A 20,201-nucleotide genomic window follows, 5' to 3' on the forward strand; every position below is an offset into this window, starting at 1 on the left:
CCCCAAGGCCGGCAAGGCGGGCAAGGCCGGGGGACATTCGCGGAGTGGAGTACACCGTCGGCGCGGTCGCGCGCCCCGCCCGAACAAGATCGCATCTCAAAACCCTCCAGCAATCGGATGCCGCGCCACAAAGTGCCCGGGCCCGACCTCCACCAGCGGCTGCACCACCGGCTCGTCGCCCACAGCCCGGATGGGGCTCGGAATCTCGCCCTCGATCAGCGCGCGCTTGGCATGCCGGCGCGCGGGGTCGGCCACCGGCACGGCGGCCATCAGGCGCCGCGTGTAGGCGTGCTGCGGATTTTCGAACACCGCGCGGCGCGGGCCGATCTCCACGATCTGGCCAAGGAACATCACGGCCACACGGTGGCTGATGCGCTCGACCACGGCCATGTCGTGCGAGATGAACAGGATGGCCACGCCCATCTCGCGCTGCAGCTGCATCATGAGGTTGACGATCTGCGCCTGGATCGACACGTCCAGCGCCGAAACCGACTCGTCGGCCACGATGACCTTGGGCTCCAACGCGAGGGCCCGCGCGATGGCGATGCGCTGGCGCTGGCCGCCCGAGAACTCGTGCGGGTGGCGCTGCGCGGCCTCGGGCGGCAACTGCACCTTCTGCAGCAGCCACTGCACCTTGGCCTCGCGCTCGGCCGGCGTGCCGATCTTGTGGACCATGAGCGGCTCGGCCAGCGAGAAGCCCACGGTCTTGCGCGGGTCCAGCGAGGCGAACGGGTCCTGGAAGATGAACTGGATGTTGCGGCGCAGCGCCTGCACCTCGTTCACCGGCAGGTCGAGGATGTTGCGGCCGCCGAACTCGATGGCGCCGCCCTGGCTCTCCACCAGGCGCAGCAGCGAGCGGCCGGTGGTCGACTTGCCGCAGCCCGATTCGCCGACCACGGCCAGCGTCTCGCCCGGGTGCAGGTCGAAGCTCACATGCTCGACCGCGTGCACGCGGCGCGTGACCTTGCCGAACACGCCGTTCTTGAGGTCGAAGCGCGTGACCAGGTTCTTCACGCGCAGCACCGGGGCGGCGCCCGGCGTGCGCGTGTCTTCGACCACGGCAGGCGGCGTGTCCGCGGCACCGTCCACGCGCAGCAGCTCGAACGGGCGCGGCAAATCGGTGCCCTGCATCGCACCCAGGCGCGGCACCGCCGACAGCAGGGCTTTCGTGTAGGGGTGGGCAGGGCGCGCGAACACGTCGTCGGTCGTGCCTTCCTCTACCCGGTCGCCGCGGAACATCACCAGCACGCGGTCGGCCACCTCGGCCACCACGCCCATGTCGTGCGTGATGAAGATGACGCCCATGTCCATGTCTTCCTGCAGCTGGCGGATCAGCCGCAGGATTTGCGCCTGGATCGTCACGTCCAGTGCCGTGGTGGGCTCGTCGGCGATCAACAGCTGCGGCTTGCACGACAGCGCCATCGCGATCATCACGCGCTGGCGCATGCCGCCGGACAGCTGGTGCGGATAGCGGCCCAACACATTGCGCGCCTCCGGGATGCGCACCAGTTCCAGCATGCGCAGCGCCTCGGCGCTGGCAGCCGTGCGGTCCTTGCCCTGGTGCGTGCGCACCGATTCGGCGATCTGCTCGCCGACCGTGAACACCGGGTTCAGGGAAGTCATCGGCTCCTGGAAAATCATCGCGATGTCGGCGCCGCGCACGGCGCGCATCTGGTCCTTGCCGGCCTGCATCAGGTCGAGCACCTGGCCGTTGCGCCGGCGCAGGATGGCGCTGCCACCGGCGATCTCGCCGCCGCCGTATTCGATCAGCCGCATCAGCGCGAGCGAGGTGACGGACTTGCCCGAGCCCGATTCGCCGACGATGGCCAGCGTCTGGCCACGGTCGACGTTGAACGCCAGGTTGCGCACCGCATCGACGGTGCGTTCGGTCGAGCGGAAGCGCACGCTGAGACCATCGACGGAGAGAACCCGGCTGTCGGGCATGGCGAGCGCTGCGTTCGCGCGCTCCAGAGTTACGGTAGCGTCCATGGTCAAGCCGCCTTCTTGAGTTTGGGATCGAGCATGTCGCGCACACCGTCGCCCAGCAGTTGCAGCGACAGCGCGGTCAGGATGATGGCCAGGCCCGGGAACAGCACGACCCAGAACGCGCGCTCGGCGTACTGCTGGCTGCCCGCGACCATGGTGCCCCAGGTCGGGATCTCCGGCGGCACGCCCACGCCCAGGAACGACAAGCCAGCCTCGGCCAGGATCGCGTAGGCGAAGATGAACGAGCCCTGCACCAGGATGGGCGACAGCAAATTGGGCAACACGTGGTGCCACAGGATGTGGGGCGTGCGCGCGCCGATGGCGCGGGCCGCCTCCACGAACAGCAGCTCGCGCACCACCAGCGTGGAGGCCCGCACCACGCGCGCCACGCGCGGTGTGTAGACCAGCACCAGGGCCAGCACCACGTTGGTCAGCGAGGCGCCGAGGATGGCCACCAGCGCGATGGCCAAGAGGATGTCGGGGAAGGACATCATGGCGTCGACCACGCGCATCAGCGGCGCGTCGAGCCGGCGGAAGAAGCCGGCGACCAGGCCGACAAAGGTGCCGAACACGATGGAGCCCACGGCCGTCATCGCGGCGATGGACAGCGAGTAGCGCGCGCCATGCACCACGCGGGCATACAGGTCGCGGCCGAGTTCGTCGGTGCCGAGCAGGTGCTCGGCGCTGGGTGCCTTGAGGCGGTCGAGCACGGCCGTGTCGTTGGGGTCGGCGCTGGCGAACACCGAGGCGCCCAGCGCCAACACGGTGATCAGCACCAGCACGATGGCCGACAGCAGCACGATGCGGCGGCGGAACAAGCGGGTCAGAACGGCTTTCATGGCCTCACACCTTCACGCGCGGATCGACGACCGCGTACAGCATGTCGATCGCGAAGTTGATGAACACGTAGATCGCCGCAATGACCAAGAGCGCGCCCTGGATCACCGGGTAGTCGCGCCGCAGCACGGCGCCCACCACCAGGTTGCCGACCCCGGGCAGGCCGAACACGGTCTCGGTGACGACGGCGCCGCCGATCATCAGCGCCGTGGTCAGGCCCACCACGGTGACGATGGGCACCATGGCATTGCGCAGCGCATGCTTGAGCACGACGACACCCTCACCCAGGCCCTTGGCGCGCGCGGTGCGCACGTAGTCCTCTCCCAGCACGTCGAGCATCGAGGCGCGCGTGAAGCGCGTGATCAGCGCCGAGTTGAGCAGGCCCAGCACGGTGGCCGGCAGCACCAGCGTGTGCAGGCGTTCGGCCAGCGAGGCGCCGGGCTCGCCGTAGCCCGAGACCGGGAACCAGCCCATCTTCACAGCGAAGAACTGGATCAGCACGATGCCCAGCCAGAAGCTCGGCACGCTAGCACCCAGCATGGCGATGCCGGTGAAGGCCTGGTCCACCGCCTTGCCGCGGTACACGGCAGAGACGATGCCGCAGGGGATGCCGATCAACGCGGCCAGCGCCACGGCCATCAGCGTCAGCAAGGCCGTGGGCTCGGCCCGCTCGGCCAATGCCTGGGTGACGGGCCGCTGCAGGAAGATCGAGTCGCCCAGGTTGCCCTGCAGCACTTCGCGCAGCCAGTAGCCGAACTGCACCGGCAGCGGCTTGTCGAGCCCGTACTGCTGCTGCACGCGGGCGATGTCGGCGGCCGTGGCCTGGTCGCCCAGGAGCACGGCGACCGGGTCGCCCGAGGCGGCGCGCGTGAGCACGAACACCAGCACGGCGACGATGGCCAGCACGGCCAGCATGCCGGCGGCCTTGGAGAGGATGAAACGGTACATGACCGGCTTTCGTGGGGGTTCGCTGCAGCAGGCCTTACTTGATCCTGGCGTTCCAGAAGAACGGCCAGGTCGCGGGCGTGTAGTTCTCCAGCGCCGGGCTCTTCGCCGACAGGCCGCTGAACTTGCCGACGTTGATGTAGGGCACCTCGTCGTAGACCAGCTGCTGCACCTTGCCCCACAGCGCGCCACGCTTGGCCGGGTCGGTCTCGGCGTTGAAGGCTGCCAGCGCGGCCTGCTTGGCCGGCGTCTCCCACCAGCCGGGCGCACCGTCGCCCAGTTGCGGCGGCGACAGCATGGGCTCGGGGAACTGGCCCGAGTGGGTGACGTAGATGTCCCAGAGCTTGGCGTCGTTGCGGCGCTGCACCAGCGTGGCCCAGTCGACGACGTTGAGGTCGGCTTTGAAGCCGGCGCGCTTGAGCTGCTCGGCCATCAGCAGCGCCATGTTGTAGTGGAAGTCGTACTGGCGGCTGGTCAGCACGCGGATCGGCTCGCCCTTGTAGCCGGCCTTGGCCGCCAGTTCCTTGGCCTTGGCCGCGTTGCGCTGGTTGTACTGGTCGGTGCCGGCCGTGGCGTAGAACGGCGAGCCCTTGGGAAAGTGGTTGCCTTCCACCGTGAAGAAGCGCGTGTCGCCGAAGCCGGCCGCCAGCATCTCACCCTCGCCCAGTGCGGTCTGCAGCGCCTGGCGCAGCGGCTGGTTGGCCATCACCCCCTCCTTGGTGTTGAGCACCAGGTAGGGGAAGCCGAAGGACGGCGTCAGCACCGGCACGGTCTTGCCGGCGGCCTTCTCCAGGCGGCTCAAGGCCTCGGTGGGCAGCAGGTCGGCGAAGTCGTACTGGCCGGCCAGCGCGCCCTCCACGCGCGTGTTGGCATTGGGCACGGGCACGAAGCGCAGTTCGGCGATCAGCGCCTCGCGCTTGCCGCCGTAGCCGTTCGCGGGCTCCTTGCGCGCGGCGTACTGGGCGAAGCGCTCCAGCAGCAGGTACTGGTCAGGCCGGCGCTCCTTGAACTTGTAGGGGCCGGTGCCGACGAAGTCCTTGAGCGGCGTGGCGATGGACTCCTTGGCCATGATGGCGGCCATGCCACTGGGCAGGGCCAGTTGGGCCAGCAGCGGCGCATAGGGCGCGGTCAGTGCGATCTCCACCGTGCCCGGGCCCTTGGCCTGGATGTGGGCGAGTTGCTTGCCCACGGCCTTGCCGCGCGGCGCCTGCTCGACCCAGCGCTGCAGGCTGGCGACCACGTCGTCGGCGCTCAAAGCGCGGCCGTTGTGCAATTGCACGTCCTTGCGCAGCGTGATGGTGTAGACCTTGCCGTCGGCCGAGATCCTGGGCGCCGCCTCGGCCAGCATGGGCACCACGTTCCACTTGGCGTCGAAGGTGTAGAGCGTCTCGTAGACGTGCTGCATGATGGTGCCGACCAGGTCGGCCGTGCTGGCCATCGGGTCCAGCGTCTGCGGCTCGGCCACCATGGCCAGCGTGGCGTGCGCGCGTGGCGCCTGTGCCAGGGCCTGCTGGGCGGCGGGCAGCAGCAGGGCCAGGGCCGCGGCGGCATGCACCAGATGGCGGCGACGGAGGGTGGGGATCATGCTCATCGAGGCTCTCCTGTGGGGTCCGGATGCACCGGAAGTGTGAAAGTAAATTTCAGACAAACGAACTTTGCGTGAGGACTGCAAGATCCGCACCAGGGTTTTCCCGGTGTTCTGGTCGAGAATCTGAAATAAACTTTCTCCATTTTTCAAAAGGAGCGCCACACATGCCACTCGAATACCTGGGCAACCCGCCCGCCGCATCCGACCGCCAGCCCCGTCCGTTCTCGCCTGCCGTGCGCGCCGGCGACTTCATCTATGTGTCGGGCCAGGTGCCCGCCAATGCCCAGGGCGAGATCGTCGTGGGCGGCATCGAGGCGCAGACGCGCCAGGTCATGGAGAACCTGAAGGCCGCGCTGGCGCTGGCCGGCGCCACGCTGGACGATGTCTGCAAAAGCAACTGCTGGCTGCACGACGCGCGCGACTTCGGCGCATTCAACCGCATCTACCTGGAGTACTTCCCCAACGGCAAGCCGGCGCGTTCGACGACCGAGGCGCGCCTGATGGTCGACGCCAAGGTCGAGATCGACGTGATCGCGTACAAGCCGAAGGGCTGACAGGGCTCAGACCAGCCGCGCGACGCGCCGCTTGCGCCACACGCCCTGGAAGTACGCGGCGTTGAGCGCCAGCATGGCCGCAAAGGTGACGGGATAGCTGATCCACACCCCCTGCAGGCCGAGCGGCCCGGACAGCCCATAGGCCACGGGCAGTTCGACCAGGGCGATGCAGGCCACGCCGATCAGCATGGGCACCATCACCGTGCCCGAGGCGCGCATCACGCCGCCCAGCACGCTGGCCCAGCCGTACAGCAGCAGGCTCCACAGCAGGATGTGCAGCAGCGACTGCGCCAGCGCGATGACCTCGGGCTGCGTGATGAACACGCCCAGCAACGGCGCCGACAGCGCATAGCCCAGCAGCACCAGCGCGCCGGTGATGGCGAGGTTGAGCCAGAGCGCCGTCCGCGTGATGGCGCCCAGGCGCTCGGCCCGGCCCGCGCCGATGGCCTGGGCGCACAGGATGGACGCAGTGATCGCGATCGACATGGCCGGGAACTGCACGTAGTTGACGATCTGGTTCACGGCGCCGTAGGCCGCCACGGCATCGGGGCCATGGCCGTTGACGAGCGCCAGCAGCACGATCTCGGCCAGCGAGACCACGATCATCTGCACGCCGGCCGGCATGCCGATGCGCAGCATGAGCCGCAGCGTGGGGCCGTGCGGGCGCATCTCGCGCAGCAACGGCGCTCCGAGCGCCAGCGGGTGCTGGCGCCGCCGCAGGTACCAGGCCAGCCAGGCCAGCGCGCCCACATAGGAGGCCACCGTGGCCACGGCCGCGCTGACCAGGCCCAGCTGCGGCAGGCCGCCCCAGCCGCGGATCAGCGCGGGCGTCAGCACGCAGGACAGCGCCGTGGACAGCAACATGGCCACCATGGGCGAGAAGGTGTCGCCCACGCCGCGCAGCAGCTGCGAGAACAGGATGAACAGCAGCAGCCCCGGCATGGCCAGCATCAGCGTGCGCGCGTAGAGCACGGCATCGGCCAGCACCTCGGGCGGCGTGCGCAGTGCGCGCAGCACGGGTTCGGCGAACACGCCGCCGAGCACGGCCGCGAGCAGCCCGACGACCAGGCCGGCCAGCAGCGCGTTGCCGGCGATGTGGCGCACCTTGTGCGGCTCGCGCGCGCCCCATGCCTGGCCGATCAGGATGGACGCGCCCGCGCCGACGCCGATGACCAGCGACACCAGGAAGAACACGACCGGGAACATGCCGGCCGTGGCCGCCAGGGCGTGCGTGCCCAGCATCTGGCCCACGAAGATGCCGTTGAGCGTGCCCTGCATGCCTTGCAGCACGTTGCCCAGGACCATGGGGCCGAGGAAGGCCAGGAACGTGCGCCACAGCGGGCGCGGGTCGGCGGTGGGCGCAGGCATCGCCATGGCCTTCACGCTTGCGGCGCGCCGAAGGCGCCTTCGGCGAGCCGCTGGCCGTGGGCCAGCACATCGGACGGCCAGCCCGCCGTGGCAGCGTCGAAACCGGCCCGGTCACCGCGGAACAGCGCGCGCAGCGCCTCCTCGTAGCCCGGCAGGTCGCCGGCGATGGCGCGCAGGAACTGGTAACAGCGCTCCTGCGCGGCGCGCTGGGCGTCCTGCCCTGCCAGCGTGCGGCGCGCCTCGTGCACCAGCTTGCGCAGCGCAACGGAGGCGCCACCCGGCTGCAGCGCGAGCCACTCCCAGTGCTGAGGCAAGAGAGTCACTTCGCGCGCGACCACGCCGAGCCGCGGACGGCCGGGCGGCGGTGGCGGCGCGGCCGCTTCAACCTGCGCCGCCGCGGTGGCGGGGACGCGGCCATGCAGGTCGAGCTCGACTGGCGCACCGCTCGCATCGTCGAAGACCAGCAGCGGCGCGCTGGCGGCGGCCGGCGTGGCCAGCGCACGCCGGGCGGCACGGGTGACGGCGGCGCGGGGGCCCTGGCCGATGCGGCGGTGGCCGAGAAAAGCGGTGACCGCTGGCTCGGCGGGATCGGGGGGGGGCGAATCGGAAGTCATGCCGCGGATATTACCCGGGTAAAAACTCCATGTCAATTTCACCCGGGTAAAACCCGTGTGGCGTGTTCAGGCGGATTCGTCCAGGCGCAGCGCCAAGCCGAGCCGCTGGCCCGAGCGCACCCGCGCGATACCGTGCCGCATCCGTACGGTGTAGTCGCCGCGCGCGCCGGCTTGGGGCCGCTCGGCCGCGGCGTACACCGCGATGTCGCCGCACCGCAGCGGCAGCACCATGGGCCGCGACTGCATGCGCGGGCGCTGCTCGGTCAGCACCATGGCGCCGCCGGTGAAGTCCGCGCCGGGGGTGCTGAGCAGGATGCCCAGCTGCAGGGGAAAGGCGTGGGCGTGCGCGCTGCCGTGCTGCAGCGGGAGGTCTGCGCCGGCGGGCAGGCGCTGCGGCTGCGGGTCTTCGCCGTGCACCAGCGTGGCCGGATGGCGCAGCGGCCGCATCAGGCGAGCGTGCCAGTCGTTGGCCACGGGGGTCAGCCGCACACGGAGCGCCGCTTGCAGCGCCGCGACCCAGCCGGGCCAGGGCCCGGGCCGCGCGCACAGCGCAGCCAGGGCCTGGATCTGCGCAGCATCCAGCAGGCCGGAGAGCACGGCCCAACCTTCGGTGTTCAGCTGCGCCGCGATGTCCGTCCAGTCCAGGCCCGCAACGCGCGCGCCCATGGGCTCAGCCACCGGCCGCCTCGCGCAGCAGCAGCGCGCGCTTGCGCTCCACGCCCCAGCGGTAGCCCGAGAGTTCGCCGCTGTGCCGCACCACGCGGTGGCAGGGGATGGCGACGGCGAGCCGGTTGGCGCCGCAGGCCTGGGCCACGGCCCGCACCGCCTTGGGCTGGCCGATGCGCGCGGCCACCTCGGCGTAGCTGACCGTGGCGCCCGGCGGGATCTCGCGCAGCGCCTGCCACACGCGCTCCTGGAAGGCCGTTCCCTGCACGTCCAGCGGCAGGTTCAGGCCCAGCGCAGGCGCCTCGACAAAGCCCACCACCTGCGCCACGAGCTGCTCGAAGCCGGCATCGCCACCCAACAGCTGCGCCCTGGGGAACTGGTCCTGCAGTTCGCGCACCAGCTGCTCCGCGTCGTCGCCGAGCAGGATGGCGCAGATGCCACGCTGGCTCTGCGCGACCAGCAGCGCGCCCAGCGCGCACTGGCCGACCGCGAAGCGGATGCGCATGTTGGGGCCGCCGGCCCGGTAGTCGCGCGCGTGCATGCCCAGCAGCTCCTGCGAGGCCGCGTAGAAGCGGCTGTTGGAGTTGAAGCCCGCCCCGTAGATCGCCTCTGTGACCGAGGCCTCGCTGGCACCGAGTTCTTCGCGCAGGCGGCGTGCGCGAAAGGCCGAGGCATAGGCCTTGGGTGTGAGCCCGGTCTCGGCCTTGAACACGCGGTGGAAGTGGAAGGCGCTCATGCCCGCCTCGGTCGCCAGCGCCTGCAGCGAAGGCGCCTGCTCTGCGGCCTCGATGCACCGGCAGGCCTGGGCGACCAGCGCGGCGCGTTGCGCGGCCAGCGCGGTGCGGTCGGCCGCGGCGCGGCGGCTCGCGCGGTAGCCCGCGGCCTCGGCCGCCTGCGCGCTCGCGAAGAACTCGACGTTCTCGCGCCGGGGCAGGCGCGCCGCGGCGCTGGGCCTGCAGAACACGCCCGTGGTCTTCACACCGTAGACGAAGCGGCCGTCGGCGCGCGCGTCGCGCGCCTGCACGGCGGCCCAGCGCGCGTCGTCGCTCGCGTAGGTGTTCTGGCTCGAAAGACGGGTCGTTGGCATGGTGCTCTCCTGTGGCCTGCAGTGTGCGGCGCAGTTCCAGCGCAAGCACTCCGGTTCTTGCGGCCGAATTCAGGCCGCGTCGTGGAAGATCAGGCCGACGGTGTGGCGCTGGCCGGCCAGCAGCCGGCTCACGCCATGGCGCATGGCGAGCCGGCGCATGCGGCCCGTGGCTCCCGGCCCCGGCCGCTCGTGCACGGCGAAGACCACGCCGTCGCCCTGCGCCAGCGGCACCACATGGGCGCGCTGCTCGCCTGGCCGGCTCTCGGTCATCACGAACTCGCCACCGGAAAAATCCACCCCGGGCCGCGACAGCAGGATCGCCACCTGGAGCGGGAACACATGCTCGCCGTACAGGTCCTGGTGCAGGCAGTTGTAGTCGCCCGGGCCGTAGGACAGGATCAGCGGCGTGGGCCGCGTCTGGCCGGCGCGGTGGCAGCGCGCGAGGAAGGCGTCCAGCGTCGCCGGATAGCGCAGCGCCCTGCCGAGCAGTTGGTTCCAGCGGTTCGCGGTGGGCACCAGCCGCGGGTACAGCGCCTGGCGCAGCTCTGCCAGCAGGGGCGGCAGCGGGTAGGCGAAGTAACGGTATTCGCCACGGCCGAAGCCGTGGCTTGCCATGACCACCGTGCTGCGGTACAGCGCATCCTGCGGGTACAGCGCGGCCAGCGCCGCGCATTGCGCGGGCGCCAGCAGGCCGGGCAGAAGGGCATGGCCTTCGGCGTCCAGCGCGGCGGCCATGTCCACGGCGGTATCGGCAAGGAGCGATGTCTGCATGGGCGGGCAGTCTAGGCCGCCGCATCGGCGGCCGCACCCCGTTCCTTGCGCTCCAATTGCCGCCCGCTACATCGCCCCGCGCACGCGCTCGAACACCTTCCAGAAGGCCTGCGCCTGCGTGGTCGCGAAGTTGATGCGCATCAGCGTGCCGGGCTTGCGGCCGGCGTGGAACAGCGCGCCGGGCGCCAGCAGGTAGCCCTCGTCCAGCAGGCGCAGGGCCAGGGCTTCGGTGTCCACGCCCGTGTCGACCCAACCGAACAGGCCGGCCGGCTCGCTGACGAACCGGCAGCCGGCCGCCCGTGCGAGCTTCACGCTGCGCGCGCGCGCCTGGTCCAGCCGCGTGCGCACGCGCTGGGCGTGGCGGCGCAGCTGGCCCTGCTCGATGCACCAGGCCATGGCCTGCTCCAGCAGCGCGGGCGTGGTCAGCGTCGTCAGCATCTTGGTGTCGCGCAGCCGCTCGACAAGGTCGGTCGGCGCAGCCAGGTAACCCACGCGCCAGCCCGGTGCCAGGATCTTGGCGAAGCCGCTCACGTAGATCGTGCGCTGCAGCCCGTCCAGCGCACACAGCCGCGTGGCGTGGTCGGGCGCCAGGTGGCTGTAGGTGTCGTCCTCGACGATGTGGAAGTCGTGCGCATTGGCCAGGGTCAGCACGCGGTGCGCGCTGCCCGGCGTGAGGCAGTAGCCCGTGGGGTTGTGCAGCACGCTCACGCTCACGAACAGCTTGGGCGCATGGGCCGCGCAGTAGCGCGCCATGACCTCGATGTCGGGCCCGTCGGCACGCCGCGGCACGGGCAGGATCACCGCGCCCAGTGCCTGCAGACGCGCGAATTCGATGGCCCAGCCGGGCTCTTCCACCATCACATGGTCGCCGGCGCGCAGCAGCGTGCGGCTCACCAGGTCCAGCGCATGCGTGGCGCCCACGGTGGTGAGGATCTGCTCGGGCGCGGCCGGCACACTGAGGTCGGCCAGCTTGTGCGACAGCGCACGCCGCAGCGCCGGATCGCCGGACGGATCGCCGTACTGCAGCGACAAGGCCTTGAGCCCCTGCCCCGCCGTGACCCGGCGCACGCCCGCGGCCACGATGTCGCCGGCCAGCCAATCCACCGGGAACACGCCGATGCCGGGCTGCGGCAGCTGGCTGCCGCTCTGGAACATGCCGCGCATGAGGGCCGCTGCGTCGACCTGGCGGCGCCAGCCCGGCGAAGCGGCCAGCGAGGGGCTGGCCGCCGCCGCAGCCGGCGGCGCCGCGCGCTGCTCGCGCACGAAGAAGCCGCGGTTGCGCTGCGCCTCCACCAGGCCCTGGGCCAGCAGCCGGTCGTAGGCCGCCACCACCGTGGCCGGGCTCACGCCGTGCTGCTCGGCACACTGGCGCACCGAGGGCAGGCGTGTGCCGGCAGCCAGCAGCCGGTCGCCGATGCGCTCGGCGAAATGCGCCGCCAGCTGTTCGGTCAGCGACTGCGAGGCGGTGCGCATCAGCATGGTGGGCGTCCTGTCAGGAGATGTATCGGCTTGTCGGGCAATACAGTAGCGTTACAGACAACACAAACTGTATTGGTAGTGTGTTGGTCGTGACTATAGAGTCTGTATCCCCATGAATGCAAGCGAACTGAGTGCCCTGCTGCTGCTGGCCACGGCGATGAGTTTCTCGCCGGGGCCGAACACGACGCTGTCGTCGGCGCTGGCGGCCAACCACGGCCTGCGCCACGCCATGCCCTTCATCTGGGCCGTGCCCGCCGGCTGGGGCCTGGTGCTGCTGCTGTGCACGGCCGGTGTCGGTGCGCTCGTGGTGGCCCAGCCCGCGCTGGCGCTGGCGATCAAGCTGTTCGGCGTGGCCTACCTGCTGTGGCTGGCCTTCAAGCTGGCGCGCAGCGCCCGGCTCGGCGAGGCCGATGCGCGCCGGCTCGACGTCGGCTTCGTGCAGGGCATCGCGCTGCAGTTCGTGAACATCAAGGCCTGGATGCTGGCACTGGCCATCGTCGCGGGCTGGATCGCCGGCCGCGACGACCTGCTGCAGCGCCTGGCCGTCGTGCTGCCGCTCATGCTGTGCTTCGCGTTCTTCAGCAACCTGGCCTATGCGCTGATCGGCGCGCTGCTGCGCAACTGGCTGGCCCAGGGCCGCAGGCTGCTGTGCTTCAACCGGGTGATGGCAGCGGTGCTGGTGCTCACGGCGGTCTGGATGCTGCAAGCGAAGGCAGGTGCATGACCACACGCGACGAAACCCTGGGCCTGTGGCTGGGCGTGGTCGGCGTGGCGCTGTTCGCCATCACGCTGCCCATGACGCGGCTGGCCACCGGCACGGCCGCGGCGCCGCAGCTGTCGCCCTGGTTCGTCACGCTGGGCCGCGCCGCGCTGGCGGGCGGCCTGTCGGTCCTGTTCCTCCTGGCCACGCGCTCGCCGCTGCCGGCGCGCCGGCACCTGTGGCCGCTGGCCATGGCCGTAATCGGCAACGTGGTGGGTTACCCGCTGCTGCTGGCCTATGCGCTGCGCGTCGTCACGGCCAGCCATGCGGCCGTCATCACGGCGCTGCTGCCGCTGGCCACGGCGGCCGTCGCGGCGGCGGTGATGCGCCAGCGCGCCGCGCTGGGCTTCTGGCTCTGCGCTGCAGCCGGTAGCGCGCTCGTGGTGGTGTTCTCGGTGCTGCGCGCGGCGCAGCACGGCGGCGGCTTCGGCTTCGAATGGGCCGACCTGCTGCTGGTGGGCGCCGTCATCGCGGCCTCGGTCGGCTATGTGTACGGCGCCAAGGTCACGCCCGAGCTCGGTGCCGAGCGCGTGATCTGCTGGGTCTGCGTGCTGGCGCTGCCGCTCACGCTGCCGGCCACCCTGTGGCTGTGGCCCACGACGCCGGTGGCGCCCAGCGCCTGGGCAGGCTTCGTCTACGTGGGCGTGTTCTCCATGTGGATCGGCTTCTTCGCCTGGTACCGCGGCCTGGCCCTGGGCGGCACATTGCGCGTGAGCCAGACGCAGCTGCTGCAACCCTTCCTGTCGATCCTGGCCGCGGTGCCGCTGCTGGGCGAAACGCTGGACACCGTCACCCTGGGATTCGCCGCCGCCGTGGTCGCCACGGTCGTCCTGGGCAAGAATCTGGCCCGAACCTCTTCCGCACCAACAACCAAGACCGCCTCAAGGAGCACATGATGTCCTGGACCCTGGCCGCACGCGCCGAAAAGATGAACCCCTCGGTGATCCGCGAGATCCTCAAGGTCACCGAGAAGCCCGGCATCATCAGCTTCGCCGGGGGCCTGCCCTCGCCCAAGACCTTCCCGGTCGCTGAATTCCGCGCCGCCTGCGAGAAGGTGCTGACCGAAGACGGCCCGGCCGCGCTGCAGTACGCCGCCAGCGAGGGCTACGGCCCGCTGCGCGAGATGGTGGCCGCCGGCCTGCCCTGGAAGGTCGACCCGGCGCAGGTGCTGATCACCACCGGCTCGCAGCAGGGCCTGGACCTCGTGGCCAAGATCCTGCTGGACAGCGGCAGCCGCATGCTGGTGGAAACGCCCACCTACCTGGGCGCGCTGCAGGCCTTCGCGCCGATGGAGCCGCGTGCCGTGTCGGTCGCCAGCGACGACGAAGGCGTGCGCGCCGACGACCTGGCCGCCAAGGCCGGCCAGGGCGCCGAGCGCGCCCGCTTCGCCTACCTGCTGCCGAACTTCCAGAACCCGACCGGCCGCACCATGAGCGAGGAGCGCCGCGCCGCCGTGGTGGCCGCCGCCGCCAACGCCGGCGTGCCGCTGCTGGAGGACAACCCCTACGGCGACCTGTGGTTCGAACAGCCGCCGCCGGCCCCGTTGACCGCACGCAACCCCGAGGGCTGCCTGTACCTGGGCTCGTTCTCCAAGGTGCTGGCACCGGGCCTGCGGCTGGGCTTCCTGGTGGCACCGCCGGCCATCTATCCCAAGCTGCTGCAGGCCAAGCAGGCGGCCGACCTGCACAGCCCCAGCTTCAACCAGCGCATGGTGGCGCAGGTCATGCAGGACGGCTTCCTGGCGCGCCACGTGCCGACCATCCGTGCGTTGTACAAGAGCCAGCGCGACCACATGCTGAGGGCGCTCGAACGTGAGATGCCCGACGGCGTGCAGTGGAGCCGGCCGGTCGGTGGCATGTTCCTGTGGGTGCGGCTGCCGGCCGGGCTGGATGCCGTCACGCTGCTGCCGCGCGCGGTCGAGCGCAACGTGGCCTTCGTGCCCGGTGCCGCGTTCTATGCCGATGTGCCCGAGAGCAACACCATGCGCCTGTCCTTCGTGACGGCCAGCACCAGCCAGATCGACATCGGCATCGCGGCGCTGGCGCAGACCATCCGCGAGGCGATGGAGACGCAACGCACGGGGCGGCCTGCCACGCCCGTCCAGCTATGACGCTCCACATCTGGGGCCGCATGAGCTCCATCAACGTGCGCAAGGTGGTCTTCGCCGTGCAGGAACTGGGCCTGTCGGCCCAGCGCACCGACGCGGGCGGCCATTTCGGCCTGGTGACCGAGCCCGACTACCGCGCCAGGAACCCCAACGGCATGGTGCCGCTGCTGGAAGACGGCGACGCCACGCTGTGGGAGTCCAACGTGATCGTGCGCTACCTCTGCGCGCGCCACGCCGCCGGCACGCTGTACCCCGAGCCATTGGCCACGCGCTTCACCGCCGAGATGTGGATGGACTGGCAGCAGACCACGCTGAACCCGGCTGGCCGCGGCGCCTTCCTGCAACTCGTGCGCACGCCGGTCGAGCAGCGCGACGACGTGCTGATCGCGCAGTCCGTCGCCGAGACCGAGCCCCTGCTCGACCTGCTGGACGCCGAGCTCGCACGCCGCCCCTACCTGGCCGGCGACGAGTTCACCATGGCCGACATCCCCGTGGCCTGCGAGGTCCACCGCTGGTATGGCCTGCCTCTGGCACGTCCGGCGCGCCCCCAACTGGACCGCTGGTACCAGGCCGTCAGCGGACGGCCCGGCGCAGCCGGCGTGCTCGACATGGGCCTGTCATGAGCATGCCATCGCGCCCCTTCCGCCAGGTCGATGTCTTCACCGACCAGCCCTACTACGGCAACCCGCTGGCCGTGGTGCTCGACGGCTCCGGCCTCACCGACGCGCAGATGCAGCGCTTCGCGCAGTGGACCAACCTGTCGGAGACCACCTTCGTGCTGCCGGCGACCGAGCCCGGCGCCGACTACCGGCTGCGCATCTTCACGCCCGGCGGCGAACTGCCCTTCGCGGGCCACCCCACGCTGGGCAGCTGCCACGCCTGGCTGGCCGCCGGCGGCCAGCCGCGGGGCGGCGAAACCATCGTGCAGCAATGCGGCGCGGGCCTGGTGCGCATCCGGCGCGAGGGCGAACGCCTGGCCTTCGCGGCACCGGCGCTCAAGCGCAGCGCGCCACGCCCGACCGAGCTGGCCCAGGTCGCCTCGGCCCTGGGCCTGAAGGCCGCACAGATCGTCAGCAGCCAGGTGCTGGACAACGGCCCGGTCTGGTTCACGCTGCTGCTGGACGACCCGACCACGGTGCTGCGCTTGCAGCCGGACCACGTGGTGCTCAAGGCGCTGGGCCACAAGATCGGCGTGGCCGCGCTGGACGGCGCGGCCGCCACGCCGCTGATCGCGCGGGGCAACCGCGAGGCCCGGGCCTTCGGCGCATCGGCCCCCGCGCCAACCGAGGCGCCATCGCTGGTGGTGCGCGCGTTCGCGGCGGCCAGCGGCATCCTGGAAGATCCGGTGACGGGCAGCCTCAACGCGAGCCTGGCGCAATGGCTGATCGCCGACGAACACATCGCCGCGCCCTACGTGGCCACGCAAGGCGCCTGCCTGGGCCGCGACGGCATGGTCCACATCGCGCGCGACGCCGAGGGGCAGGTCTGGGTGGGCGGGCACTCCGTCGTGTGCATCGCAGGCACGGTGACGCTATGACCGCCACCCTGCCCACGCGGGCCGAGATCGAGCGCGCCGCCGCGCTCGTCCACGGCGCCTTTCCGGCCACGCCCCAGCACCGCTGGGCACTGGCCAGCCAGCGCCTGGGCACGGACTGCTGGCTCAAGCACGAGAACCACACGCCGGTCGGCGCCTTCAAGATCCGCGGCGGCCTGACCTACTTCGCCGCGCTGGCGGCGGCCGGCCCGCTGCCCGCCGAGGTCGTCAGCGCCACGCGCGGCAACCATGGCCAGAGCATCGGCTGGGCCGCGCGCGCCCATGGCGTGCGCTGCACCATCGTCGTGCCGCACGGCAACTCGGTCGAGAAGAACGCCGCCATGCGCGCGCTGGGGGCCACGCTGATCGAGCACGGCCATGACTTCCAGGAAAGCCGCGAGTACGCCATGGGCCTCGCGGCCGAGCGTGGTGCCCACATGGTGCCGAGCTTTCACCAGGCGCTGGTGCTGGGCGTGGCCACCTACTGGTGGGAATTCCTGCGCGCCGTGCCGCAACTCGACGTGGTCTACGTGCCGATCGGCCAGGGCTCGGGCGCCTGTGCGGCCATTGCGGCCAAGCGCGCGCTGGGCCATGCGGCGCGCATCGTCGGCGTGGTCAGCGCACATGCCACGACCTATGCCGACTCCCTCGCGGCCGGCCACGTGGTCGAGTCCCCGGTCACCACGCGGCTGGCCGACGGCATGGCCTGCCGCGTGGCCGATGAGCAAGCGCTGGCGATCCTCGCCGGCGGTCTGGACCATGTCGTGCAGGTGACGGATGCGGAAGTGGCGAGCGCCATGCACGCGCTGTTTATCGACACGCACAACGTGGCCGAAGGCGCCGGCGCTGCCGGCTTCGCTGCCGCGCTCCAGGAACGTGCCGCGCTGCGCGGCCTGGCCGTGGGCGCCGTGCTGAGCGGCGGCAACGTGGACGCGCCCATGTTCGCCGAAGTGCTTTCCAAGGAGTGACACATGGTTCCCCTGCACGACCTGGGCTGGTTCGCCCTCGCCACGCTGGCCATGGCGCTGACGCCCGGCCCCAACATGCTCTATTGCGTCTCGCGCACGCTGAGCCAGGGCCGCGGCGCGGGCCTGGTGTCGCTGGCCGGCGTGCTGGCGGCCTTCGTCGTTCACATCCTGGCGGCGGCCTTCGGCCTCACGGCCCTGCTGCTGGCGGTGCCCTTCGCGTTCGGCGCGATCAAGGCGGTGGGTGCGGCCTATCTCGCCTGGCTGGCTTGGCAGGCGCTCAAGCCCGGCGGCAGCGGCCCGTTCCAGGCGCGCCAGCTGCCCGTGCACTCCACCGGCACGCTGCTGCGCATGGGCTTTTTGACCAACCTGCTGAATCCCAAGGTCGCGCTGTTCACGCTGTCCTTCTTCCCGCAGTTCCTGCATCCCGAGCACGGCAGCGTGCTGCTGCAGGCGCTGCAGCTGGGCGCGGTGCAGATCGCGGCCAGCGCAGCCGTCAACACGCTGGTCATCTTCGGTGCCGCCAGCATCACCGGGCTTCTCTCGCGCAGCGCAGGCTGGATGCGCGCGCAGCGCTATGTGATGGGCTCGGTGCTGGCGTTCCTGGCGCTGCGGGTGGCGTTGATCGAGCGCAAGTGAGTCAGACTCCGCGCCAAGGTGTAGCGGTCGGCCGCTGCGCAGCCCGCCCGAGCGCGCGTGCACGCAGGTAGGCGTGGACCTCGTCCGCAGCAAAGCACTCACCGGACTGCAAGGCCTCGCTGCGTGCGGCCAGTGCCGCAGCGACAAATGCCCGGCGCGCGTCACCGGGCAAGCAGGCGCCGAACGGTGTCGCATCCTGGGGATCGCTGGGTGAAGTCATCTTCTTCCTGGTGAGTTTGGAAACGGCACAGCATGGTAGTCCGGCCTGCCGTGACCGCGTCTCAGCCGTGACAGCCCTGCCAACCGCCTGCCTTACAGTCGCGCGCCATGGGAACCCTCTACCTTGTGCGCCACGGCCAGGCCTCGTTCGGTGCCGACGATTACGACCAGCTCAGCGCGCAAGGCCAGCGCCAGAGCGTGCGGCTGGGCGAGTATTTCGCGTTCAAGGGCATCGCGTTCGAGGCCACGCTGACCGGCACGCTGCGCCGCCACGCGCAGACTTTTGCCGGCATCCAGCAAGGCATGGAAGCCGCCGGCACGCCGCCGCTGCCCGAGCCCTCGGCCTGGCCCGGCCTCAACGAGTACGACAGCGCGGCCGTGATCGCCACGGTGCACCCCGAGGCGCTGCAAAAGCCCACCACGCCCGAGCTGTACAAGCACCACTTCCGCGTGCTGCGCCAGGGCCTGACGGCCTGGATGGCCGGCCGCGTGCAGCCCGAGGGCATGCCGACCTATGTGGAATTCCGCGACGGCATCGCGGCCGTGCTCGACCACGTGCGCACGCGCCACACCGGCAACGTGCTGCTGGTCTCCAGCGGCGGGCCGATCTCCACGGCCGTGGGCCAGGTGCTGGGCACGGCGCCCGAGACCACCATCGACCTCAACATGCGCATCCGCAACAGCGCCGTGACGGAATTCGTCTACACCCAGAGCCGGCATGTGCTGCTGACCTACAACACGCTGCCGCACCTGGACCATCCGGACCACGCGGGCTGGATCACCTTCGCGTGAAGGTTCCAGCCATGTGATTCGTCGCTTCGGACGATGCGTGCGGACATGGGCATGTCGACCATGGCTGCACCATTCCAACGAAGGAGACGACACATGCGCTTGCGCACTTCCGCCCTCAGCCTGGGCCTTTCGATCCTCGCGGCCTGGGCCGCCCCCGCGGCCGCCCAGACGCCCGGGGTCACCGCCACCGAGATCAAGATCGGCTCGACCCAGCCGCTGAGCGGCCCGGCCTCGGCCTACGGCGTGGTCGCGGCCTCCACCGAGGCCTACTTCACGCGGCTCAACGAAGCCGGCGGCATCCACGGCCGCAAGATCACCTGGCTGCCCATGGACGACGCGTTCACGCCAGCCAAGACGGTGGAGCAGACGCGCAAGCTCGTGGAGCAGGAAGGCGTATTCATGATCTTCGCGCCGCAGGGCACGGCGGCGTCGTCGTCGGTCACCAAGTACCTCAACGCCAAGAAGGTGCCGCAGTTCTTCGTCAACTCGGGCTCGCACCTGTTCCAGAACCCCAAGGACCTGCCCTGGACGGTGCCCTACCTGCCGACCTACTACGGTGAGTCGCGCATCTACGCCAAGCACATCCTCGCGAACAAGCCCGACGCCAAGGTCGGCGTGCTCTACCAGAACGACGATTTCGGCCGCGACTACCTGCGCGGCATCAAGGCCGGCCTGGGCGACAAGGCGGCCAAGATGGTCATCAGCGAGCAAGGCTACGAGGTGAGCGACCCAACCGTGGACTCGCAGATCGTGGCGCTCAAGTCGGCCGGCGTGGACGTGGTGCTGCTGGGCTCGCTGTCCAAGCAGTCCAGCCAGGCCATCCGCAAGATGGCGGACCTGAACTGGAAGCCGACCATCTACATGAGCTACATCTCGGCCAACGTGTCGCCGACCTTCACCAACGCCGGGCTGGACAAGGCGACGGGCATCATCACCGCCACCGCCATCAAGGACCCGACCGACACGCGCTGGGCCAACGACAAGGACTACCAGGACTGGCTGGCCTGGATGAAGAAGTACTACCCCAAGGGCGACCTCAACAACATGAGCAACGTGTTCGCCTACATCGCCGCCAACACGCTGGAGCATGCGCTGCGCGAGACCGGCAAGGACCTCACGCGCGAAGGCCTGCTCAAGACGCTCAGCACGCTGGACTACGCCGCACCCATGCTCACGCCCGGCGTGAAGCTCACGTTCTCGCCCAACGACTACAACCCCTACAAGAAGCTGCAGATGCAGCGCTTCGACGGCACCAAGTGGACGCTGCTGGGCGAGCCGATCGGCGACTGA

20 protein-coding genes are annotated in these 20,201 nt (G+C 70.6%); 10 read left to right on the forward strand and 10 right to left on the reverse strand.

The genetic code is table 11. The features are described from left to right. Positions 1-96 precede the first annotated feature (96 nt). Genes DES41_RS11010 through DES41_RS11025 form a run of 4 tightly spaced genes read right to left on the reverse strand, consistent with a single transcriptional unit; the run spans position 97 to position 5,359 of the window. A complete protein-coding gene (locus tag DES41_RS11010; RefSeq protein WP_114467650.1) occupies positions 97-1,989 on the reverse strand; it encodes a dipeptide ABC transporter ATP-binding protein in 1,893 nt (630 codons plus the stop codon). 2 nt (positions 1,990-1,991) lie between these two features. Next, entirely contained in the window at positions 1,992-2,825 is an 834-nt protein-coding gene (locus DES41_RS11015) for an ABC transporter permease (RefSeq protein ID WP_114467651.1), read from the reverse strand. Positions 2,826-2,829: 4 nt separating this feature from the next. Beyond that, positions 2,830-3,771: an ABC transporter permease gene (locus DES41_RS11020; protein ID WP_114467652.1), complete on the reverse strand. Its 942-nt coding sequence runs from the start codon at positions 3,769-3,771 to the stop codon at positions 2,830-2,832. Between the two features lie 34 nt (positions 3,772-3,805). Further along, positions 3,806-5,359, reverse strand: coding sequence for an ABC transporter substrate-binding protein (locus tag DES41_RS11025; RefSeq protein ID WP_114467653.1), 1,554 nt, complete (start codon positions 5,357-5,359; stop codon positions 3,806-3,808). 161 nt (positions 5,360-5,520) lie between these two features. Between DES41_RS11025 and DES41_RS11030 the strand changes: the two genes are divergently transcribed. Continuing rightward, entirely contained in the window at positions 5,521-5,910 is a 390-nt protein-coding gene (locus DES41_RS11030) for a RidA family protein (protein ID WP_114467654.1), read from the forward strand. Between the two features lie 6 nt (positions 5,911-5,916). Here the strand turns inward: DES41_RS11030 and DES41_RS11035 are convergent, their stop codons facing one another. The 6 genes from DES41_RS11035 to DES41_RS11060 all read right to left on the reverse strand — a co-directional run bounded on the left by DES41_RS11035 (position 5,917) and on the right by DES41_RS11060 (position 11,895). Continuing rightward, the gene (locus DES41_RS11035; RefSeq protein WP_114467842.1) at positions 5,917-7,278 is read right to left on the reverse strand and encodes an MATE family efflux transporter; all 1,362 of its coding nucleotides are present in this window, start codon (positions 7,276-7,278) and stop codon (positions 5,917-5,919) included. 11 nt (positions 7,279-7,289) lie between these two features. Next, complete coding sequence (locus tag DES41_RS11040; protein WP_114467655.1) at positions 7,290-7,892, reverse strand: DUF2239 family protein; 603 nt, start codon at positions 7,890-7,892, stop codon at positions 7,290-7,292. Between the two features lie 66 nt (positions 7,893-7,958). Then, a complete protein-coding gene (locus DES41_RS11045) occupies positions 7,959-8,558 on the reverse strand; it encodes a 2OG-Fe(II) oxygenase (protein WP_114467656.1) in 600 nt (199 codons plus the stop codon). A gap of 4 nt (positions 8,559-8,562) precedes the next feature. Then, positions 8,563-9,645, reverse strand: a complete 1,083-nt coding sequence (ada, locus tag DES41_RS11050; protein ID WP_114467657.1) for a bifunctional DNA-binding transcriptional regulator/O6-methylguanine-DNA methyltransferase Ada — start codon at positions 9,643-9,645, stop codon at positions 8,563-8,565. Positions 9,646-9,714: 69 nt separating this feature from the next. Further along, positions 9,715-10,416, reverse strand: a complete 702-nt coding sequence (locus DES41_RS11055; protein WP_114467658.1) for a 2OG-Fe(II) oxygenase — start codon at positions 10,414-10,416, stop codon at positions 9,715-9,717. A 66-nt stretch (positions 10,417-10,482) separates the two neighbouring features. Further along, entirely contained in the window at positions 10,483-11,895 is a 1,413-nt protein-coding gene (locus tag DES41_RS11060) for an aminotransferase-like domain-containing protein (protein ID WP_114467659.1), read from the reverse strand. Between the two features lie 112 nt (positions 11,896-12,007). Here DES41_RS11060 and DES41_RS11065 point away from each other — a divergent pair, with 112 nt between their 5' ends. The 9 genes from DES41_RS11065 (at position 12,008) to DES41_RS11105 (ending at position 20,201) form a co-directional block, all read left to right on the forward strand. Beyond that, on the forward strand, positions 12,008-12,619 hold the full coding sequence (locus DES41_RS11065; protein WP_114467660.1) for a LysE family translocator: 612 nt from the start codon (positions 12,008-12,010) through the stop codon (positions 12,617-12,619). Continuing rightward, a complete protein-coding gene (locus DES41_RS11070; RefSeq protein WP_114467661.1) occupies positions 12,616-13,551 on the forward strand; it encodes a DMT family transporter in 936 nt (311 codons plus the stop codon). The genes DES41_RS11065 and DES41_RS11070 overlap by 4 nt, the downstream gene beginning before the upstream one ends. Beyond that, complete coding sequence (locus tag DES41_RS11075) at positions 13,548-14,765, forward strand: aminotransferase-like domain-containing protein (RefSeq protein ID WP_114467662.1); 1,218 nt, start codon at positions 13,548-13,550, stop codon at positions 14,763-14,765. The genes DES41_RS11070 and DES41_RS11075 overlap by 4 nt, the downstream gene beginning before the upstream one ends. Beyond that, the gene (locus tag DES41_RS11080; protein ID WP_114467663.1) at positions 14,762-15,385 is read left to right on the forward strand and encodes a glutathione S-transferase family protein; all 624 of its coding nucleotides are present in this window, start codon (positions 14,762-14,764) and stop codon (positions 15,383-15,385) included. Before DES41_RS11075 ends, DES41_RS11080 begins: the two co-directional genes overlap by 4 nt. 2 nt (positions 15,386-15,387) lie before the next feature. Beyond that, positions 15,388-16,299 (forward strand): PhzF family phenazine biosynthesis protein, encoded by a 912-nt coding sequence (locus tag DES41_RS11085; RefSeq protein WP_114467664.1) that lies wholly within the window; start codon positions 15,388-15,390, stop codon positions 16,297-16,299. Then, complete coding sequence (locus DES41_RS11090) at positions 16,296-17,264, forward strand: threonine dehydratase (RefSeq protein ID WP_114467665.1); 969 nt, start codon at positions 16,296-16,298, stop codon at positions 17,262-17,264. The genes DES41_RS11085 and DES41_RS11090 overlap by 4 nt, the downstream gene beginning before the upstream one ends. 3 nt (positions 17,265-17,267) lie before the next feature. Continuing rightward, positions 17,268-17,900: a LysE family translocator gene (locus tag DES41_RS11095; protein ID WP_114467666.1), complete on the forward strand. Its 633-nt coding sequence runs from the start codon at positions 17,268-17,270 to the stop codon at positions 17,898-17,900. Between the two features lie 327 nt (positions 17,901-18,227). Beyond that, positions 18,228-18,911 carry a histidine phosphatase family protein gene (locus DES41_RS11100; protein WP_114467667.1) on the forward strand — a complete coding sequence of 228 codons (684 nt, stop codon included), beginning with the start codon at positions 18,228-18,230 and terminating at the stop codon, positions 18,909-18,911. A 93-nt stretch (positions 18,912-19,004) separates the two neighbouring features. Next, a complete protein-coding gene (locus tag DES41_RS11105) occupies positions 19,005-20,201 on the forward strand; it encodes an ABC transporter substrate-binding protein (protein WP_170168140.1) in 1,197 nt (398 codons plus the stop codon).

The sequence above is a fragment of the Pseudorhodoferax soli genome (assembly GCF_003337555.1).
Taxonomy (GTDB): Bacteria; Pseudomonadota; Gammaproteobacteria; order Burkholderiales; family Burkholderiaceae_C; genus Pseudorhodoferax; species Pseudorhodoferax soli.

What these genes read in the sequence shown, in the direction of transcription:
- DES41_RS11010 (WP_114467650.1), bottom strand. Translation starts at nt 1,989, where the DNA reads ATGGACGCTACCGTAACTCTGGAGCGCGCGAACGCAGCGCTCGCCATG.
- DES41_RS11015 (WP_114467651.1), bottom strand. Translation starts at nt 2,825, where the DNA reads ATGAAAGCCGTTCTGACCCGCTTGTTCCGCCGCCGCATCGTGCTGCTG.
- DES41_RS11020 (WP_114467652.1), bottom strand. Translation starts at nt 3,771, where the DNA reads ATGTACCGTTTCATCCTCTCCAAGGCCGCCGGCATGCTGGCCGTGCTG.
- DES41_RS11025 (WP_114467653.1), bottom strand. Translation starts at nt 5,359, where the DNA reads ATGAGCATGATCCCCACCCTCCGTCGCCGCCATCTGGTGCATGCCGCC.
- DES41_RS11030 (WP_114467654.1), top strand. Translation starts at nt 5,521, where the DNA reads ATGCCACTCGAATACCTGGGCAACCCGCCCGCCGCATCCGACCGCCAG.
- DES41_RS11035 (WP_114467842.1), bottom strand. Translation starts at nt 7,278, where the DNA reads ATGCCTGCGCCCACCGCCGACCCGCGCCCGCTGTGGCGCACGTTCCTG.
- DES41_RS11040 (WP_114467655.1), bottom strand. Translation starts at nt 7,892, where the DNA reads ATGACTTCCGATTCGCCCCCCCCCGATCCCGCCGAGCCAGCGGTCACC.
- DES41_RS11045 (WP_114467656.1), bottom strand. Translation starts at nt 8,558, where the DNA reads ATGGGCGCGCGCGTTGCGGGCCTGGACTGGACGGACATCGCGGCGCAG.
- ada (WP_114467657.1), bottom strand. Translation starts at nt 9,645, where the DNA reads ATGCCAACGACCCGTCTTTCGAGCCAGAACACCTACGCGAGCGACGAC.
- DES41_RS11055 (WP_114467658.1), bottom strand. Translation starts at nt 10,416, where the DNA reads ATGCAGACATCGCTCCTTGCCGATACCGCCGTGGACATGGCCGCCGCG.
- DES41_RS11060 (WP_114467659.1), bottom strand. Translation starts at nt 11,895, where the DNA reads ATGCTGATGCGCACCGCCTCGCAGTCGCTGACCGAACAGCTGGCGGCG.
- DES41_RS11065 (WP_114467660.1), top strand. Translation starts at nt 12,008, where the DNA reads ATGAATGCAAGCGAACTGAGTGCCCTGCTGCTGCTGGCCACGGCGATG.
- DES41_RS11070 (WP_114467661.1), top strand. Translation starts at nt 12,616, where the DNA reads ATGACCACACGCGACGAAACCCTGGGCCTGTGGCTGGGCGTGGTCGGC.
- DES41_RS11075 (WP_114467662.1), top strand. Translation starts at nt 13,548, where the DNA reads ATGATGTCCTGGACCCTGGCCGCACGCGCCGAAAAGATGAACCCCTCG.
- DES41_RS11080 (WP_114467663.1), top strand. Translation starts at nt 14,762, where the DNA reads ATGACGCTCCACATCTGGGGCCGCATGAGCTCCATCAACGTGCGCAAG.
- DES41_RS11085 (WP_114467664.1), top strand. Translation starts at nt 15,388, where the DNA reads ATGCCATCGCGCCCCTTCCGCCAGGTCGATGTCTTCACCGACCAGCCC.
- DES41_RS11090 (WP_114467665.1), top strand. Translation starts at nt 16,296, where the DNA reads ATGACCGCCACCCTGCCCACGCGGGCCGAGATCGAGCGCGCCGCCGCG.
- DES41_RS11095 (WP_114467666.1), top strand. Translation starts at nt 17,268, where the DNA reads ATGGTTCCCCTGCACGACCTGGGCTGGTTCGCCCTCGCCACGCTGGCC.
- DES41_RS11100 (WP_114467667.1), top strand. Translation starts at nt 18,228, where the DNA reads ATGGGAACCCTCTACCTTGTGCGCCACGGCCAGGCCTCGTTCGGTGCC.
- DES41_RS11105 (WP_170168140.1), top strand. Translation starts at nt 19,005, where the DNA reads ATGCGCTTGCGCACTTCCGCCCTCAGCCTGGGCCTTTCGATCCTCGCG.